The organism is Pseudomonas sp. 2VD, from assembly GCF_005503585.1.
GTDB lineage: Bacteria > Pseudomonadota > Gammaproteobacteria > Pseudomonadales > Pseudomonadaceae > Pseudomonas > Pseudomonas aeruginosa.
Window position 1 is genome coordinate 1 of record NZ_SCND01000122.1, and the last position, 15,186, is coordinate 15,186.

The window sequence follows — 15,186 nt, forward strand, 5'->3', positions numbered from 1 at the left end:
TCCGCGAGGACCTGGTGTATCGCCTGAACGTCGCTGAGCTGCGCCTGCCGCCGATCCGCGAGCGTCGCGAGGACATCCCGCTGCTCTTCGAACATTTCGCCAGCGTTGCCAGCGCGGTACGCAGGTCGGCGGTGCGCTGCTCGACCAGGCGCTCCAGCTCCTCCCGGCTACGTTGCCGCAGGCGGGCGATACGCCAGCGCTGGTGCAGGAACAAGCCGAGGAAGACCAGCGCCAGCCAGGTGCCGGCGGCGGCCAGGCGCGCGGTGGCGACGTCGTCCTGGATGCTCGCGGTGTCGCGCAGCAAGTGCAGGGTCCAGCCGTCGTTGGGCAGGTCCAGCGATTGCCAGAGGTAGTCCTTCTCGCCGTCGGCGCTTTCCACCCGCGCCAGACGGCTGTCTTCGCCGTAGCTGCGCAAGGTCTGGTGGCGCAGGGGTGTCAGGGGCTGGCGATCGTATTGCCGGGTCTCCGCCAGTTCGAAGCGGTCCACGGTATCCAGCGGTTCCAGTTCGCGGTAGCGCCAGCCGGCGTGGTTGGCGAGGAACACGATGCCCTTGGCGTCGCTGGCCAGGACCAGGTCGGGGGTCTGGTTCCACTGCCGTTCCAGATCGGGAAACTCCAGCTTGACCACGATTGCGCCCAGGAAGCTGCCGTCCTCGGCGCGCACCGCGTGGGACAGGAAATAACCGGGAATCCCGCTGATCACCCCGACCGCATAGAAACGTCCGGAGCCTTGGGCGATGGTCTGGCGGAAATAGGGACGGAAACCGTAGTTGTGGCCCACGTAGCTGGTCGGCAGGTTCCAGTTGCTCGCCGCCACGGCCAGCCCGGTACGGTCGAGCAGCTCCAGGGTGGAGGAGCGGGCGGCCAGGTTGATGCTTTCCAGCTTGAGGTTGAGGCGCTGCTGCAACTCGCCGTCGATCGGCCCGGCCAGCGCCGCGCGCAGATCCGGATCCAGCGCCAGTACCGCCGGCAGGCTGCGGAAGCGTTCGATCAGGGTCTGCAGCGAGCCGGCGTAGAGGTCCAGCTGCTTGCGCACCTGTTCGCCCTCGGCGCGTAGCGCCTGCTGCCGCGCCTGGCGACCCGCCCAGTCCATGGACAGCAGCAGGCCGCCGAGCAGCGGCAGCAACAGCAGGAACAGGCGCAGCGGACGGGACAAGGACATCGGCGGATCGAAACGGCGGCGGGAAGCGGCGACGATAGCACGGCGCCCGGTTACACTGCGCGCCGTACGAGGAGTCTGCCCATGTCGCTATCCCCCTGGTCCCATTCTTGCTCGGCCGGTTTCACCCTGCGCGGCTGGCGCAGCGAACCGAGCGGCAAGCCGTTGCTGCATTTCCTCCATGGCAACGGCTTCTGCGGCCGCACCTACGAACCGATGCTGCGTCTGTTGGCGGAGGATTTCGACCTCTGGCTGTGCGACATCCAGGGCCACGGCGAAAGCGACCACGGCGGCCGCTTCCACGGCTGGAACCGCAACGCCGAGATGGCGGTGGAGGCCTTCGAGGCCGGGCGCGGTCCCTATGGCGATGTCCAGCGACTGGCCTGCGGGCACAGCTTCGGCGGCGTCCTCAGCAGCCTCGTCCTGGCCCGCCATCCCACCCTGTTCGCCCGCGCCGTGCTGCTCGACCCGGTACTGTTCACCCCGGCGATGATCGGCGTGATGGCACTTTCCGAGACCCTCGGCCTGCAATTGCGCGGCAGCCTGGCGAAGAAGGCGCGCCTGCGCCGCAGCCAGTGGCCCGATCGCGCAGCCGCCTACGCCGGCTTGCGCGGCCGCGGTATCTTCAAGGGCTGGACCGACGAGGCGCTGTGGGCCTACGTGGAATATGCGCTGAAGGAGAGCGACGGCGGAGTCGAGCTGAAGTGCCGGCCAAGCCGCGAAGCGGAGATCTTCAGCTCCTTCCCCAGGCGGCTGTGGCCGTCGCTGGACAAGATCACCACGCCGACCCGCGTGCTCTACGGTGACCGCACCTACCCTTTCGTCGCCAAGTCGGTGGCGCGCTGGTGCTCGCTCAACCCCCAGGTCAGCGCCCACGCGGTGGTCGGCGGCCACTGCTTCATGCAGGAAGACCCGGCCGATGCCGCCGAACGCGTACGCGACTTTCTCCTGCCCAATCCATGAACGCTCCTTCCGTGGGGAATCCGGCGCTCATCCATCGGTCCCAGGGAGGATGACCCCCACAGGACCGAGCCATGCGCCCTCTCCTCTTCAGCGCCCTTCTCCTGCTCTCCGGGCATGCCCAGGCCAGCGAATGGAACGACAGCCAGGCCGTGGACAAGCTATTCGGCGCGGCCGGGGTGAAAGGCACCTTCGTCCTCTACGATGTGCAGCGGCAGCGCTATGTCGGCCATGACCGGGAGCGCGCGGAAACTCGCTTCGTTCCTGCCTCCACCTACAAGGTGGCGAACAGCCTGATTGGCTTATCCACAGGGGCGGTTAAATCCGCCGACGAGGTTCTTCCCTATGGCGGCAAGCCCCAGCGCTTCAAGGCCTGGGAGCACGACATGAGCCTGCGCGACGCGATCAAGGCATCGAACGTACCGGTCTACCAGGAACTGGCGCGACGCATCGGCCTGGAGCGGATGCGCGCCAATGTCTCGCGCCTGGGTTACGGCAACGCGGAAATCGGCCAGGTTGTGGATAACTTCTGGTTGGTGGGACCGCTGAAGATCAGCGCGATGGAACAGACCCGCTTTCTGCTCCGACTGGCGCAGGGAGAATTGCCATTCCCCGCCCCGGTGCAGTCCACCGTGCGCGCCATGACCCTGCTGGAAAGCGGCCCGGGCTGGGAGCTGCACGGCAAGACCGGCTGGTGCTTCGACTGCACGCCGGAACTCGGCTGGTGGGTGGGCTGGGTGAAGCGCAACGAGCGGCTCTACGGCTTCGCCCTGAACATCGACATGCCCGGCGGCGAGGCCGACATCGGCAAGCGCGTCGAACTGGGCAAGGCCAGTCTCAAGGCTCTCGGGATACTGCCCTGACGCTCTGCCGCCTCAGTCGCCGACCTTTTTCTGCCGGGACTGCCGCCACTCGTCGAGGCGAATCACCTCGGCGCTATGCACCGGCGGGTTGTCGACCTCGGCGGCCGCCTCGAAGCGATGCGGGGCCAATTCGATGGCGCCGAGGTGATAGCCATACATGACGATGCGCCCGGCGTAGCGTTCCTCGCCGCTGACGGTGAATTCGAAACCGAACTCGCGGCTCAGCCGCCACTGACCACGGTGGTCACGGGCCAGGCGCAGGCGCCGGCGCGCGACATTCTCGTCGAGCAGTTCCACGCCCTGCTTGGCGCAATGCTGCTTGGCCAGCAGCAACGCCCGCTCGCGCACGCCATGGGCGCGCCACCACCAGGCTGCGGCGGCGCCCAACAGGAGCATGACGAAAAGGTTACCCAGGGTCACGAGCGGAATCCGGTGTAGGGGGACGGCCAGCTTACCCGTTCTCCCGGCAGGCAGCGAGTGGGGGGTGTTTTCGCCATGTGAATTAGCCCCCATACTGCGCCGACTCAGCTGTAGGAAGTCGTCTCATGCCACGTACGCCCCACCTGCTCGCCATCCAGTCCCATGTGGTCTTCGGCCACGCCGGCAATGCCGCGGCGGTGTTCCCGATGCAGCGCATCGGAATCAACGTCTGGCCGTTGAACACGGTGCAATTCTCCAACCACACCCAGTACGGTCGATGGACCGGGCAGGTGCTGCCGCCGGAGCAGATTCCGGCACTGGTGGACGGTATTGCCGGCATCGGCGAACTGGGCAACTGCGACGCGGTGCTGTCCGGCTATCTCGGCAGCGCCGCCCAGGGCCGCGCCATTCTCGATGTGGTGGCACGGATCAAACAGGCCAACCCTCGGGCGTTGTACCTCTGCGACCCGGTCATGGGCCACCCGGAAAAAGGCTGCATCGTGGCCCCGGAAGTCAGCGACTTCCTGCTGGAAGAAGCCGCCGCGGTCGCCGACTATCTGTGCCCCAACCAGTTGGAGCTGGACAGCTTCTGCGACCGCCAGCCGAACTCCCTCGCCGACTGCGTGGAAATGGCACGGAGCCTGCTGGCACGCGGTCCCAGGGCAATCCTGGTAAAGCACCTGAACTATCCGGGCAAGTCCGGCGACACCTTCGAGATGCTGCTGGTGGCCGCCGATCAGGCCTGGCACCTGCAACGCCCGCTGCTGGCCTTCCCGCGGCAACCGGTCGGGGTCGGCGACCTGGCCTCGGGGCTGTTCCTCTCTCGCCTGCTGCTCGGCGACGACCTGCGTAACGCCTTCGAATTCACCGGCGCCGCGGTCCATGAAGTGCTGCTGGAAACCCAGGCCTGCGGCAGCTACGAGCTGGAGCTGGTGCGGGCGCAGGATCGGATCGCACACCCAAGGGTTCGTTTCGACGCAGTGCGCCTTTAGTCTCCATCCCAGTGGGTGAAAATCATCCACAGGCAGCTCAAAGAACGTATTTCCCCAGCATCAACCCACCGACCACCATCACCGCCATCAGCACGAAAGCCATGCCCAGGCGCCGCTCGATCAGGGTCTTCAGGCGTGGGCCAGCCCAGAACAGCAAAGCGCAGGTAGCGGCGAAGCGCAGGCTGCGGGCGACAAGGCTGAGGCCGACGAACAGCCAGAGGTCGAGCTGGGTCACTCCGCTGGTAATGGTGATCACCTTGTACGGCAGCGGCGTGAAGCCGCCGCCCAGCAGCACCATCAGCCAGCCCAGTTCGTTGTAGCGTTCGGCGACCTGTTCGAAGTTCTCCAGCAAGCCGTAGAACGCCAGGATCGGCATGGCCACGCTCTCGAACAGCAGCAAGCCGATGAAATAGCCGGCGATGCCGCCCAGCACCGAGCTGATCGCGCAGATCGTCGCGTAGCGCCAGGCCTTGGCCCGGTTGGCCAGGACCATCGGCACCAGCAAGGCGTCCGGCGGAATCGGGAAGAACGAGCTTTCGGCGAAGGTCACCCCGCCCAGGGCCAGCTCCGCGCGGGGATGGCCGGCCAGGCGCAGGGTCCAGTCGTAGAGACGGCGCAACATGTCAGGCCGACTGCGGCAGCTCGCGCAGTTCGTCGGCCTTGTCACGCTTGTCCACCACCACCACGAAGGGCGTCCCGGCGGCGCGCAGGCGAGCGCTGACCAACCCGCCAACCCGGCCATGACCGATCAGCACCGCATGCTCGCGCTCCAGGATCGGCGGCGGCAGGTCCTGCGCCGGCATCTCGCGAACCCCGCCAGCGGCCTCCGCCAGGCGCTGCTCCTTGCGTTGCTGCAGGCGATCGATGGCGATGAACAGCAGCGGATTGACCAGGATCGACAGGATCGCCCCGGCCAGCACCAGGTCGCGGCTCTGCTCCGGCACCAGTTCGAGGCCAATGCCCAGGCCGATGAGAATGAAGGAAAACTCGCCGATCTGCGCCAGGCTGGCGGCGATCACCAGTGCGGTGCTGTTCGGATGGCCGAAAGCGCGGACGATCAGGTAGGCGGCCACCGACTTGCCGAAGACGATGACCAGGAAGGTGGCCAGGACCGTCAGCGGCTCCTGCAACAGGATCATCGGATTGAACAGCATCCCCACCGAAACGAAGAACAACACCGCGAAAGCGTCGCGCAGCGGCAACGAGTTCTCCGCCGCCTCGTGGCTGAGTTCGGACTCGTTGAGGATCATCCCGGCGAAGAAGGCGCCTAGCGCGAAGGACACCCCGAACAGCACCGCCGAGCCATAGGCGATGCCCAGGGCGATGGCCAGCACGGCCAGGGTGAAGAGTTCCCGCGAACCGCTGGCGGCGATCCTCTCCAGCACCCAGGGCACCACCCGGCGACCGCCGAAGATCATCAGGGCGACGAAGGCGGCGACCTTGCCCAGAGTAATCAGCAGCGGCCAGAGCAGACCGGCTTCGCCGCCGTCGGTCTTGCCGCCGAGGGTGCCGGCGAGCGCCGGCAGGAGTACCAGGGTCAGGACCATCGCCAGGTCCTCGACGATCAGCCAGCCGATGGCGATCCTGCCACGCTTGGTGTCCAGCAACTGGCGCTGCTCCAGGGCGCGCAACAGCACCACGGTACTGGCCACCGACAGGCTCAGGCCGAATACCAGGCCGCCGCCGAAGCTCCAGCCGAGCAGCTTGGCCAGGCCGATGCCAAGCAGCGTGGCGACGCCGATCTGCACCAGCGCCCCGGGAATGGCAATGGCCTTCACCGAGAGCAGGTCCTTGAGCGAGAAGTGCAGGCCGACGCCGAACATCAGCAGGATCACGCCGAGTTCGGCGATTTCCTGCGACAGCGCCTGGTCGGCGACATAACCGGGAGTGAACGGCCCGGCCAGAACACCTGCGAGCAAGTAGCCGACCAGCGGCGAAATGCGCAGGCGATTGGCCAGGGCCCCGAAGAGGAAGGCGAGGACGAACCCCGCGGCGAGTGTGGTGAGTAACGGCGTATGGTGCATCAGGACTCCCGGCAACACGGGGAACGCGTCCTCCGCGGCCTGGCCGGCGGACGACGACGTTCGAAATGGATCACGGACCCGCGCCCGTGACGGCAAGGCGGAAAGGTTTTCCGCCAACGGAGCCGGGCAGAGCGACCGGCCCATGGCATTCGAGCGACCCGACGGCGGCTATGGTTCCTGGCGAAACCCGGCGCGATACCGACAGGTTAACCCGTTGACGTTGCTGGAGTTTTAACAGGCACGCCGGTTTCTTATCAAGAAATGTCAGGAATTGACGCCAGCAGAGGCAAACTTCTGCGTTTTCTTATGAAAAGCTGCGAAAATTCGCGAAACGGCATCAGGTCCGAAGCGGGCTCGACCGGACACCGGCAGCCTTCTTCAACCGTCTTCGCGAATCGCCTGGTAGCGGGCCTCCAGCTCCGCGCGCAGCTGGCGGCGTTGCTGGGCCTGGGCGAAGCGGCGCTTCTGCTCGGCGGTTTCCAACTCCAGCGGACGGACGGCCACCGGCTTGCGCTCGTCATCCAGGGCGACCATGGTGAAGAAACAGCTGTTGGTATGACGCACGGACTGCTCGCGGATGTTTTCGGTGATGACCTTGACGCCGATCTCCATGGAAGTCCGCCCGGTGTAGTTGACCGAAGCGAGGAAGGTCACCAGTTCGCCGACATGCACCGGCTCGCGGAAGATCACCTGATCCACCGACAGGGTCACCACGTAGCGACCGGCATAGCGACTGGCGCATGCATAGGCGACTTCGTCGAGATACTTCAGGAGGGTACCGCCATGGACATTGCCGGAGAAATTGGCCATGTCCGGGGTCATCAGCACGGTCATCGACAGTTGGTTGTTTCCGGGTTGCATAGCGCTTTTTCTCTCATCAGGACGGGCGGGGGACACCATAGACGCAAACGAAGACGGCAGCGGCCACAAATTTTCAATCGTCATGATCGAAATCGCGCCGGGTCGTGCAGACATCCGCGGGCTTTTCTAGACTGGCCCTTTTCCACCGGGAATCGCGCCAATGCCTGCCGCCATTCGCATCCTTCTCCTGGCCCTGGCCGTGCTTGCCGGCATCGGTGCCGCTGCCATCCAGGCCGAGGATACGCCCTGCGCCACAGCCGCGGAATGCAACACGCGCGGCACCCAGGCTTATCGACAGGGGAGTTATCCACAGGCGCTGGACGCCTTCGCCTGGCAATTGCGTCTGGCCGAGCGCCAGGAACAGGGCGGAGCCGACTCGGAACAGGCGCTGAACAATCTCGCGCTGACCAGCCTCAAGGCCGGGCAACCGGGACGCGCCCGCGCCTGGATGAACCTGGCGCTGGATCGCGGCTACAGCGGCAAGGCCACGCGCCACAACCTGGAACAGGTTGCCCTGAAAGTCGACTATCCGTCCCTCCAGGGCCTCGCCGGGCACTACCTGCGCTACGCCGGGCAGGCCGAATGGGAAAGCCTGCAGATCGAACCGGTGAAGGGCAGCTACCAGGCGAGCTTCGCCCTGATGCGCATCGGCAATCCGGAGAAACTGATGGAATATGGGCCCGCGGCGGTCGGCGAGTTGTCCGGTCGGCTGGAGGGGCAAGGCGCCCTCTACCGACTGCGCAGCGAAGGCCTGGGCGCCGGCTGCAGCCTGCTGGTATGGCAGGAAGGCATCGACCTGCGAGTGGTGGAGAGCCTTGGCGGGGACTGCCAGGGTTACGGCGGCATGGGCATCGCCGCCGCCGGTAACTGGGTGAAGATATCCAGTCAGGCCAGGGACGACTGAAACTTTTCCACAGGCCGCTCCAGCGGAGCGACCCGTGGAAAATCCACTCAGCGGCCAGCGGACAGGCCGAAGTCCACCGCCAGGTCGGCGCCCGTGATCGCTTCGGCCTGAGGGCCGCAGAGATACCAGACCAGCTCGGCGACTTCTTCCGGGCGGATGAAGCGTGCCGCCTTGCCCTGTGGATAATCCTTCAGCAGCGCGCGCTTGTAGCCATCCGGATTGCCCATCCCATAGCGTTCGGCCTGGTAGTCGAGCATCGGCGTGGCGATATCCGCCGGCGACACGGCGTTGACCCGCACGCCCTGCTCGGCCAGTTCCAGCGCGAGGGTCTTGCTCAGCATGGTCAGCGCCGCCTTGCTCGCGCAATACGCCGCCGACCCCCGGTAGGCCTGGCGTCCGGAGTCGCTGGAGATGTTGACGATGCTGCCCTGGTTTTCCTTCAGGTAGGGTATCGCGGCCTGACACATGTAGAAGGAGGCCTTGAGGTTGACTCCCAGGACCAGGTCGAAATCCTCCTCGGTGAAGTTTTCCACAGGCCCCTCGCGCCAGACGCCCGCGGCATTCACCAGGGCGTCGAGACGTCCGGTACGGGCGAGAATCTTCGACATCAGGGTATGGCAGTTATCCGCGCTGCGCAGGTCGGCGACCCCGCTGGCGTCCAACGGCACCTGCGCGTTCAGCGCGTGCAGGCCCTCCTTATCCACATCCGTGGCGGCGATGCGCCAATGACTCTGGGCGAAACGCTTGGCGATTGCCCGGCCCAAGCCGCCGGCTGCACCAGTGATAAGAACGACGGGCGTGCTCATCTGCTTTTCCTTACTCCTGTGCCGCGTGGAAAACACCGACGGCCAATCGGCCGCCCGCTTCAATGACTGACCGGCAACGCCGGCAGCCGTTCATTCAGGCCTGGTTGAGATACCAGCGCCAGTCCTGCTCGCCGACCTCGCCCATGAAGGCACGGTATTCGGCCTGCTTGATCGCCAGGTAGATCTTCAGGAAATCCTCGCCGAGCGCCTCGCGCGCCCAGGCCGAGCCCTCCAGCGCGCGCAGCGCGGTCAGCCAGTCGCTCGGCAACGCCTGGGTGGCTTGAGCGTAGCCGTTGCCAGTGATCGGCGCACCGGGGTCGAGTCGCTCGCGAATACCCAGGCGCACCGCCGCGAGCAACGCCGCCGCCGCCAGGTAGGGATTGGCGTCGGCGCCGCAGATGCGGTGCTCGATGTGCCGGCTGGACGGCGGGCCGCCGGGAACCCGCAGCGACACGGTGCGGTTGTTGATTCCCCAGGTCGGCGCCAGCGGCGCGTAGCTGTTCGCCTGGAAGCGGCGGAACGAGTTGGCGTTCGGACAGAACAGCGCCAAAGACTCCAGCAGGCACGCCTTCATTCCACCGATGGCCTGGCGCAACAGCGGGGTCCCGGCCGGGTCCTCGCTGGCGAACAGATTGTTGCCAGCGGCGTCGGCCAGGCTGACGTGCAGGTGCAGGCCGTTGCCGGATAGATCGGCGAACGGCTTGGCCATAAAGCAGGCCTGCAACCCATGGCGATTCGCCACACCCTTGACCAGGCGCTTGTAGCGCACGCCTTCGTCGATTGCCTGGAGCGCGTCGAAGCGGTGCTGCAGGGTAATCTCCACCTGCCCCGGCGCGTACTCCGAGATCGCCGTGCGCGCCGGCAGGCCCTGGGCCTCGCAGGCGGCATACAAGTCATCGAGGAATGGCTGCAACTGCTCCAGCTCGTAGACGCCATAGACCTGGGTCGCCCGCGGCCGCTGGCCATTCATCTGCAACGCCGGCAACGGCCGGCCGTCGCTGTCGCGTTCGCGGTCGAGCAGGTAGAACTCCAGTTCCACCGCCATCACCGGGTGGAAACCCTCCGCCTGCAGGCTGTGGATAACCCGCTGCAGCACATGCCGGGGATCGCCCGCCGCGGCCGGTAGCCCGAACTCGGGATGCATGCTGACCTGCACCTGTCCGGTCGGTGACCGCCGCCAGGGTTGCAGGGTCAGGCTGCCGGGCAGCGGGAAGGTCCAGCAATCGGCATCGCCGACGTCCCAGACCAGGCCGGTCTCCTCGACGTCATCGCCATTGATGGTCAGGCCGAGGATGGTGCTCGGCAGCGGCCGCCCGCTTTCGTAGACCGCCAGCAGCTCGTCGCGATGCAGCAGCTTGCCGCGCGGCACGCCGTTGGCGTCGATCAGGAACAGCTCGATGCTGCGCACCTCGGGGTGTGCGGCGAGGAACTCGCGGGCTTCCCGCGGATCGGCGAAATGCATCTCAGGCCTCCCGCGCGCCGGGTATGGCGAGCAGCTCGCCGAGCGCCTCGTCGAGGCTGGAGAGCAGGCGGTCGACGTCTTCTTCGCGAGTGTCCGGGCAACACAGGGTCATGTTGTGGAACGGCGTGATGAGGATGCCGCGGTTGATCAGATACAGGTGCAAGGCCATCTGCAGGCTGTCGTGGAACGCCGCCTCGGCGGCCGCGCCGTCGCGTGGGGATTGCGGGCAGAACTGGAACTCGCTGCGCGCACCGAGCTCGGTCACCGACCAGGCCAGGCCGTGCTTGTGGATAATCCTGCGGAAGCCCTCGGCCAGACGCGCCGCCAGGGGCAGCATGTGGGCGTAGGCGGCATCGGTCATCACCTCTTCCAGGTTGGCGCGCATACAGCGCATCGCCAGGGCGTTGGCCGACAGCGTGGTACCCATGCCGCTGTGGCCGTGGCCTTCGCTCTGCTCGCTGGCGCGTGCCCTGGCCAGTTGCATGGCGTTGGCCATCGCCGCGCTGCAACCATACACCGAGCACGGTACGCCGCCGGCGATCGGCTTGCCGAGGGTGATGAAGTCCGGCTCGAGTTTCCAGGCGCGGGTACAGCCGCCTGGTCCGATGGAGATGGTGTGGGTCTCGTCGATGATCAGCAGCGTGCCGTGACGACGGGTCAGCTCGCGCAGCTTCTGGTGGAAGCCGGGTTGCGGCAGGACCATGCCGATGTTGGTCATCGCCGGCTCGCAGAGCACGGCGGCCACGTCTTCGCTGGCCAGCGCCCGCTCCAGGGCCTGGAGGTCGTTGAACGGCACCGCGCGGCTGAACTGGGTGAGGTCGTGGGCCTGGCCGAGCAGGCCGGAGCGATGCACGGTGCGGCCGTCGCGGCAGCGAACCAGGGTGTCGTCGACCGTGCCGTGGTAGCAGCCGTCGAATACCAACACCACCTTGCGACCGGTGATCGCGCGCGCCCAGCGCAGGACGAAGCGGTTGGCGTCGGTGGCGGTGGTCGCTACCTGCCAGAACGGCAGGCCGAAGCGCTGCGCCAGCAGCTCGCCTGCGACGATGGCATCCTCCCCCGGAAGCATGGTGGTCAGGCCGTTCGCGCCCTGCTCGGCGAGCGCCCGGGCGATCGGCGCCGGAGAATGACCGAACATGCTGCCGGTGTCGCCCAGGCAGAAGTCCACGTAGACGTGGCCATCCACATCATGGAAACGCGCGCCGTGGGCACGCTCCACGAACAGCGGACAGGGTGTCGACCAATCGCTCATCCAGTGCATCGGCACGCCGTCGAACAACGCACGCCGGGCTCGCTCGGCGAGCGCGACGGACTGTGGATTTTGCGCAAGGAAACGTTGCTGCTCGCGGGCCATGAAGGTTTCCACGGCGGCTTCGGCGATGCCACTGGCGGTCATTTCGAACACCTCGTTTTTTATTTCGCACAACTTTCATTTGTGATCACAAAAAAGTCAATACAGTATTTGAAAGCACTGATAATCTGTTTTCCATGTCAATTTTGTGATCACAAAAATGAACGATTTTCCGAAGTGGACAGGCCAGGTCGCGCTCATCAGCGGCGCCGGCAGCGAACTCGGCATCGGTTTCGCCATTGCCCGGCGGCTGGCCCGCGAAGGCGTGCGCCTGCTGATCACCGCCAGCAGCGAGCGGATTAGGCAACGAGCGGAGGAACTGAGCGCATGTGGTCACGACGTGCGCGCCGCGAGCGCCGACCTGACCGACGAAGCCCAGGTGCAGGGTCTGCTGGACTGGGCCGAAGCCCAGTGGGGACGGGTCGACATCCTGGTGAACAATGCCGGCATGGCCCAGTTGAACAGCGCAGAACCCTTCAGCGCAGTGGAAGCGACCTCGCTGCGGGATTGGCAACTGTCCCTGTCGCGCAACCTGACCAGTGCTTTCCTGCTCACCCGCGGCCTGCTGCCGGGCATGCGCGAGCGCGGCTACGGGCGGATCGTCAACGTCGCCTCCACCACCGGAACCCGCGGCAGCAACCCGGGCGAAGCCGCGTATAGCGCGGCCAAGGCCGGTCTGGTCGGCTGGAGCATGGGCCTGGCGCTGGAGGTGGCGAAGAGCGGCATCACGGTGAACAGCGTCACGCCGGGCTGGATCGCCACCGCCTCGAGCACCGCCGAAGAACGCCAGGCCGCCCTGGCCAGCCCCAGCGGACGTGCCGGCCGGCCCGAAGAGGTGGCCGCCGCGGTGGCCTTCCTCGCCTCGCCCGAAGCCAGCTTCGTCAACGGCGAACTGCTGGTGGTGGATGGCGGCAACTGCCTGATCGAAAACAAACGGAGCTGAACATGCGCAACTGCAGCCTGACGCTTTCCCAGCTTCCGGCGCCACCGGCGACCCGGAGCTGACCATGGCCGAGAATCTCCAGGAACGACTCTACCAACGACTGCGGGAAGACTTGCTGGCCGGACGTTTCCAGCCCGGCGAGCGATTGAAGATCCGCGACCTGGCGAACCAGTGGGGAACCAGCCCGATGCCGGTTCGCGCCGCCCTGCAACGGCTGGTGGCGGAAGGGGCGCTGGAGGGCGAGGCACAACGCTCGCTCAGGGTGCCGCTGATGACCCGCGAACGTTTCCTGCAGATCCTCCAGGTGCGCCTGTCCCTCGAAGGGCTGGCGGCCGAAAGCGCCAGCGGCCGGCTGGACGAGCAGGCACTGGAAGGGCTCGAAGGATGTCTGCGGCGAATGGAGGACGCCTTGCGCCGACGCGAGGTACAGGCCTACCTGGAAGCCAACAGCGAATTCCACCTGACGCTCTACCGCGCCTGCGGCAACCCGGTGCTGCTGCGTCTCATCGAGACGCTCTGGCTACAGGTCGGGCCGTTCTTCAACCGGCTGTTCACCGAGGCCGACCTGTCCCTACGCCTGAACGATTTCCACGAGGACGCCCTGGACGCGCTACGCCGCGGCGACGGCCCGGCCGCGCGCGCGGCGATCGAACAGGACCTGGCCTATTTCGGCCAGTACCTGCTGAACCTCCTGGAGCTGGAGGCCCGGCCACGAAAGCGACACCGCTCCGGCGAGCACGCCTGACGGGAGATAAGCGCCGCTACTGCGGGCGAATGGTGCGCACATTGTCCTTCTTGATCAGGATGGTGTCGCCATTCAGCTGTTCGAACTCGTAGTAGTCATTGTATTTGTCGTAATCCGACTGATCCTTGACCAGGACCTCGCTGCCATCTTGCAAAGTGACCACCGCCTGGTTGGCGCAACCCGCCAGGCTGGTCAGCAGCAATGCAGCGAACAGAGCTTTGAACTTCATAGAATCTCCACACGGGGCAGCGCACTTGCCTACATCCGGAGCGACAAGTGCGGAATTGCCCTTGTGACCGTGGCAATCGAGGGAAATTCCTTAGCGCAGCGGCGCTTTGTCGGAGACGAAGCGCCGACGGCGGCGCGCAGGGCCTCTAGGCAGCCTCGCGCGACGTCGGGAAGTCAGCCGAAAAGGCACGTTGCAGAGCCTTTGCGGCGGTTCAGGTTCAGCTCTCCAGCCAGACGTCGCGAGCCCAGACCCACACCGAATCCCAGCTTTCATCGGTGAGGTCGCCATCGGCCCAGAGCACCACCTCGCCGTCCTCCGCCACGCAGTAGTAGCTGCCGTCGTCCTCGCAAAGCGGGATCAGCTCGCGCGGAACGCCCAGGTCCCAGGCAGTGGCCGCCACTTCGGGCAGGTAGGTGTGCGAGTGCGGATCGGTCACGGTCACCGGCTCCAGGCGGCCGTAGACCACATCGCTGACCAGCAGGAGGAATTCGCGGAATTCGGCGGGAATACCGATCAGCAGCTCTTCCTCGATTTCCACCAGCAGTTCTTCTTCCGGCAGTTCCAGGGGCACCGGAACCGGTTCGTTGAGTTCACGCAGTTTTTCGATGACGTCTTCCACGACAGGCTCTCTCGCAACGGGTGGCGCGCTTTTTATACAGTAGCCGCACCGAGCGCAAGACAAGTGTCGTGGCTGGCCTTCGGCCATGGCGCCGGACGAATGGTCGGTCAACCCGCCAACGGAAATGAAAAACCCCCGCTCCCTGGCGGGAGCGGGGGTTTCGGCGGCCCCCCGAAGGGACCGCAACCACTCGGGATCAGTTCTGCCGGATACCGGCCACCAGCCATGGCTGGTTCTCGCCCTGGGCGCGCTCCATCCGCCAGCTTTCGCTGAAGGCTTCGCCCTGGTCGAAGCGCGAGGTCTTCGACACACCGCTGAAGGTCAGGGTGGCGATGGTCTTGTCGGCCTGGTCGTCGACGCCGTCCAGTTGCACGACCAGATTGTCGATGTAGGTGGACTGGTAGGCGTCGCCGATCTCGGCGCGCTCCTGCTTCAGCCATTGCAACATCTGCGGGGTGACGAACTCGGCGATCTTGTCCATCTCGTTGGCATCCCAATGCTGCTGCAGGGACATGAAGTGTTCGCGAGCGGCACCGACGAAGCGCTCCTCGTTGAACCAGCTCGGCGCGTTGATCACCGGGCTCGGCGCAACAGTGGCGGCAGCGCCACCGAAGATCGGCGCCTGGGCCGGCATTTCGCGCTGCATCGGCGCGTGCCCGGCCATTGCAGGCTGGCCCTGGTTCTGCTGGCGCCGGCGAGCGGCGATGAAGCGGAAGGCGATGAAGGCCACCAGGGCGATCAACAGGATGTCGAGCATCTGGATGCCCTCGAAGCCGTCGCCCATGAACATGGAAGCGAGCAGGCCGCCCGCGGCGATACCGGCCAGCGGCTGTCCCTTATAAACATTT

16 protein-coding genes and 1 pseudogene are annotated in these 15,186 nt (G+C 66.0%); 6 read left to right on the forward strand and 11 right to left on the reverse strand.

Annotated features, from left to right (window positions below):
* Nucleotides 1–1,162 (reverse strand): PDC sensor domain-containing protein (locus tag FFS27_RS15210; RefSeq protein WP_442962183.1); only part of this gene is annotated, 1,162 nt, incomplete at its 3' end.
* 81 nt (nucleotides 1,163–1,243) lie between these two features.
* On the opposite strand from FFS27_RS15210, the gene poxA reads away from it, so the two are divergent.
* On the forward strand, nucleotides 1,244–2,122 hold the full coding sequence (gene poxA, locus FFS27_RS15215; protein ID WP_003161097.1) for an alpha/beta hydrolase PoxA: 879 nt from the start codon (nucleotides 1,244–1,246) through the stop codon (nucleotides 2,120–2,122).
* Between the two features lie 71 nt (nucleotides 2,123–2,193).
* Complete coding sequence (locus tag FFS27_RS15220) at nucleotides 2,194–2,982, forward strand: OXA-50 family oxacillin-hydrolyzing class D beta-lactamase OXA-395 (protein ID WP_015649877.1); 789 nt, start codon at nucleotides 2,194–2,196, stop codon at nucleotides 2,980–2,982.
* A 12-nt stretch (nucleotides 2,983–2,994) separates the two neighbouring features.
* On the opposite strand, the gene FFS27_RS15225 is transcribed toward FFS27_RS15220, so the two are convergent.
* Nucleotides 2,995–3,495, reverse strand: a complete 501-nt coding sequence (locus FFS27_RS15225) for a DUF3301 domain-containing protein (RefSeq protein WP_003121391.1) — start codon at nucleotides 3,493–3,495, stop codon at nucleotides 2,995–2,997.
* 32 nt (nucleotides 3,496–3,527) lie between these two features.
* On the opposite strand from FFS27_RS15225, the gene pdxY reads away from it, so the two are divergent.
* Entirely contained in the window at nucleotides 3,528–4,394 is an 867-nt protein-coding gene (pdxY, locus tag FFS27_RS15230; RefSeq protein WP_021263205.1) for a pyridoxal kinase PdxY, read from the forward strand.
* A 37-nt stretch (nucleotides 4,395–4,431) separates the two neighbouring features.
* Here pdxY and FFS27_RS15235 read toward each other — a convergent pair whose 3' ends face one another.
* From FFS27_RS15235 to FFS27_RS15245, 3 genes and pseudogenes are all read right to left on the reverse strand, one after another.
* Entirely contained in the window at nucleotides 4,432–5,016 is a 585-nt protein-coding gene (locus tag FFS27_RS15235; protein ID WP_003097034.1) for a YqaA family protein, read from the reverse strand.
* A 19-nt stretch (nucleotides 5,017–5,035) separates the two neighbouring features.
* Nucleotides 5,036–6,418, reverse strand: a pseudogene (gene ybaL / locus FFS27_RS15240) (YbaL family putative K(+) efflux transporter); the annotation flags it as partial.
* Nucleotides 6,419–6,796: 378 nt separating this feature from the next.
* Nucleotides 6,797–7,279, reverse strand: a complete 483-nt coding sequence (locus tag FFS27_RS15245) for an acyl-CoA thioesterase (protein WP_003097040.1) — start codon at nucleotides 7,277–7,279, stop codon at nucleotides 6,797–6,799.
* 160 nt (nucleotides 7,280–7,439) lie between these two features.
* Between FFS27_RS15245 and FFS27_RS15250 the strand changes: the two genes are divergently transcribed.
* Complete coding sequence (locus tag FFS27_RS15250) at nucleotides 7,440–8,183, forward strand: hypothetical protein (protein ID WP_021263206.1); 744 nt, start codon at nucleotides 7,440–7,442, stop codon at nucleotides 8,181–8,183.
* A gap of 47 nt (nucleotides 8,184–8,230) precedes the next feature.
* On the opposite strand, the gene FFS27_RS15255 is transcribed toward FFS27_RS15250, so the two are convergent.
* From FFS27_RS15255 to FFS27_RS15265, 3 genes are all read right to left on the reverse strand, one after another.
* On the reverse strand, nucleotides 8,231–8,989 hold the full coding sequence (locus FFS27_RS15255; RefSeq protein ID WP_003097046.1) for an SDR family NAD(P)-dependent oxidoreductase: 759 nt from the start codon (nucleotides 8,987–8,989) through the stop codon (nucleotides 8,231–8,233).
* Between the two features lie 94 nt (nucleotides 8,990–9,083).
* Nucleotides 9,084–10,451 (reverse strand): glutamine synthetase family protein, encoded by a 1,368-nt coding sequence (locus FFS27_RS15260; RefSeq protein ID WP_003097049.1) that lies wholly within the window; start codon nucleotides 10,449–10,451, stop codon nucleotides 9,084–9,086.
* 1 nt (nucleotide 10,452) lies between these two features.
* Nucleotides 10,453–11,847, reverse strand: coding sequence for an aspartate aminotransferase family protein (locus tag FFS27_RS15265; RefSeq protein WP_021263207.1), 1,395 nt, complete (start codon nucleotides 11,845–11,847; stop codon nucleotides 10,453–10,455).
* A gap of 115 nt (nucleotides 11,848–11,962) precedes the next feature.
* Between FFS27_RS15265 and FFS27_RS15270 the strand changes: the two genes are divergently transcribed.
* Both FFS27_RS15270 and FFS27_RS15275 read left to right on the forward strand, forming a co-directional pair.
* Nucleotides 11,963–12,745, forward strand: a complete 783-nt coding sequence (locus tag FFS27_RS15270; RefSeq protein WP_021263208.1) for an SDR family NAD(P)-dependent oxidoreductase — start codon at nucleotides 11,963–11,965, stop codon at nucleotides 12,743–12,745.
* Between the two features lie 64 nt (nucleotides 12,746–12,809).
* The gene (locus FFS27_RS15275; protein ID WP_003097059.1) at nucleotides 12,810–13,490 is read left to right on the forward strand and encodes a GntR family transcriptional regulator; all 681 of its coding nucleotides are present in this window, start codon (nucleotides 12,810–12,812) and stop codon (nucleotides 13,488–13,490) included.
* A 16-nt stretch (nucleotides 13,491–13,506) separates the two neighbouring features.
* Here FFS27_RS15275 and FFS27_RS15280 read toward each other — a convergent pair whose 3' ends face one another.
* From FFS27_RS15280 to FFS27_RS15290, 3 genes are all read right to left on the reverse strand, one after another.
* Complete coding sequence (locus FFS27_RS15280; protein ID WP_003097061.1) at nucleotides 13,507–13,719, reverse strand: YgdI/YgdR family lipoprotein; 213 nt, start codon at nucleotides 13,717–13,719, stop codon at nucleotides 13,507–13,509.
* A 217-nt stretch (nucleotides 13,720–13,936) separates the two neighbouring features.
* Nucleotides 13,937–14,338: an SMI1/KNR4 family protein gene (locus FFS27_RS15285; protein ID WP_003099687.1), complete on the reverse strand. Its 402-nt coding sequence runs from the start codon at nucleotides 14,336–14,338 to the stop codon at nucleotides 13,937–13,939.
* A gap of 196 nt (nucleotides 14,339–14,534) precedes the next feature.
* Nucleotides 14,535–15,186, reverse strand: a 652-nt coding sequence (locus FFS27_RS15290; protein ID WP_137952083.1) for a Tim44 domain-containing protein, incomplete at its 5' end; no start/stop codon positions are given.

Coding starts and splice junctions, on each gene's coding strand:
- FFS27_RS15235 (WP_003097034.1), bottom strand. CDS start 5,016: ATGTTGCGCCGTCTCTACGACTGGACCCTGCGCCTGGCCGGCCATCCC.
- FFS27_RS15220 (WP_015649877.1), top strand. CDS start 2,194: ATGCGCCCTCTCCTCTTCAGCGCCCTTCTCCTGCTCTCCGGGCATGCC.
- FFS27_RS15245 (WP_003097040.1), bottom strand. CDS start 7,279: ATGCAACCCGGAAACAACCAACTGTCGATGACCGTGCTGATGACCCCG.
- pdxY (WP_021263205.1), top strand. CDS start 3,528: ATGCCACGTACGCCCCACCTGCTCGCCATCCAGTCCCATGTGGTCTTC.
- FFS27_RS15255 (WP_003097046.1), bottom strand. CDS start 8,989: ATGAGCACGCCCGTCGTTCTTATCACTGGTGCAGCCGGCGGCTTGGGC.
- FFS27_RS15260 (WP_003097049.1), bottom strand. CDS start 10,451: ATGCATTTCGCCGATCCGCGGGAAGCCCGCGAGTTCCTCGCCGCACAC.
- FFS27_RS15265 (WP_021263207.1), bottom strand. CDS start 11,847: ATGACCGCCAGTGGCATCGCCGAAGCCGCCGTGGAAACCTTCATGGCC.
- FFS27_RS15275 (WP_003097059.1), top strand. CDS start 12,810: ATGGCCGAGAATCTCCAGGAACGACTCTACCAACGACTGCGGGAAGAC.
- FFS27_RS15225 (WP_003121391.1), bottom strand. CDS start 3,495: ATGGGGGCTAATTCACATGGCGAAAACACCCCCCACTCGCTGCCTGCC.
- FFS27_RS15270 (WP_021263208.1), top strand. CDS start 11,963: ATGAACGATTTTCCGAAGTGGACAGGCCAGGTCGCGCTCATCAGCGGC.
- poxA (WP_003161097.1), top strand. CDS start 1,244: ATGTCGCTATCCCCCTGGTCCCATTCTTGCTCGGCCGGTTTCACCCTG.
- FFS27_RS15250 (WP_021263206.1), top strand. CDS start 7,440: ATGCCTGCCGCCATTCGCATCCTTCTCCTGGCCCTGGCCGTGCTTGCC.
- FFS27_RS15280 (WP_003097061.1), bottom strand. CDS start 13,719: ATGAAGTTCAAAGCTCTGTTCGCTGCATTGCTGCTGACCAGCCTGGCG.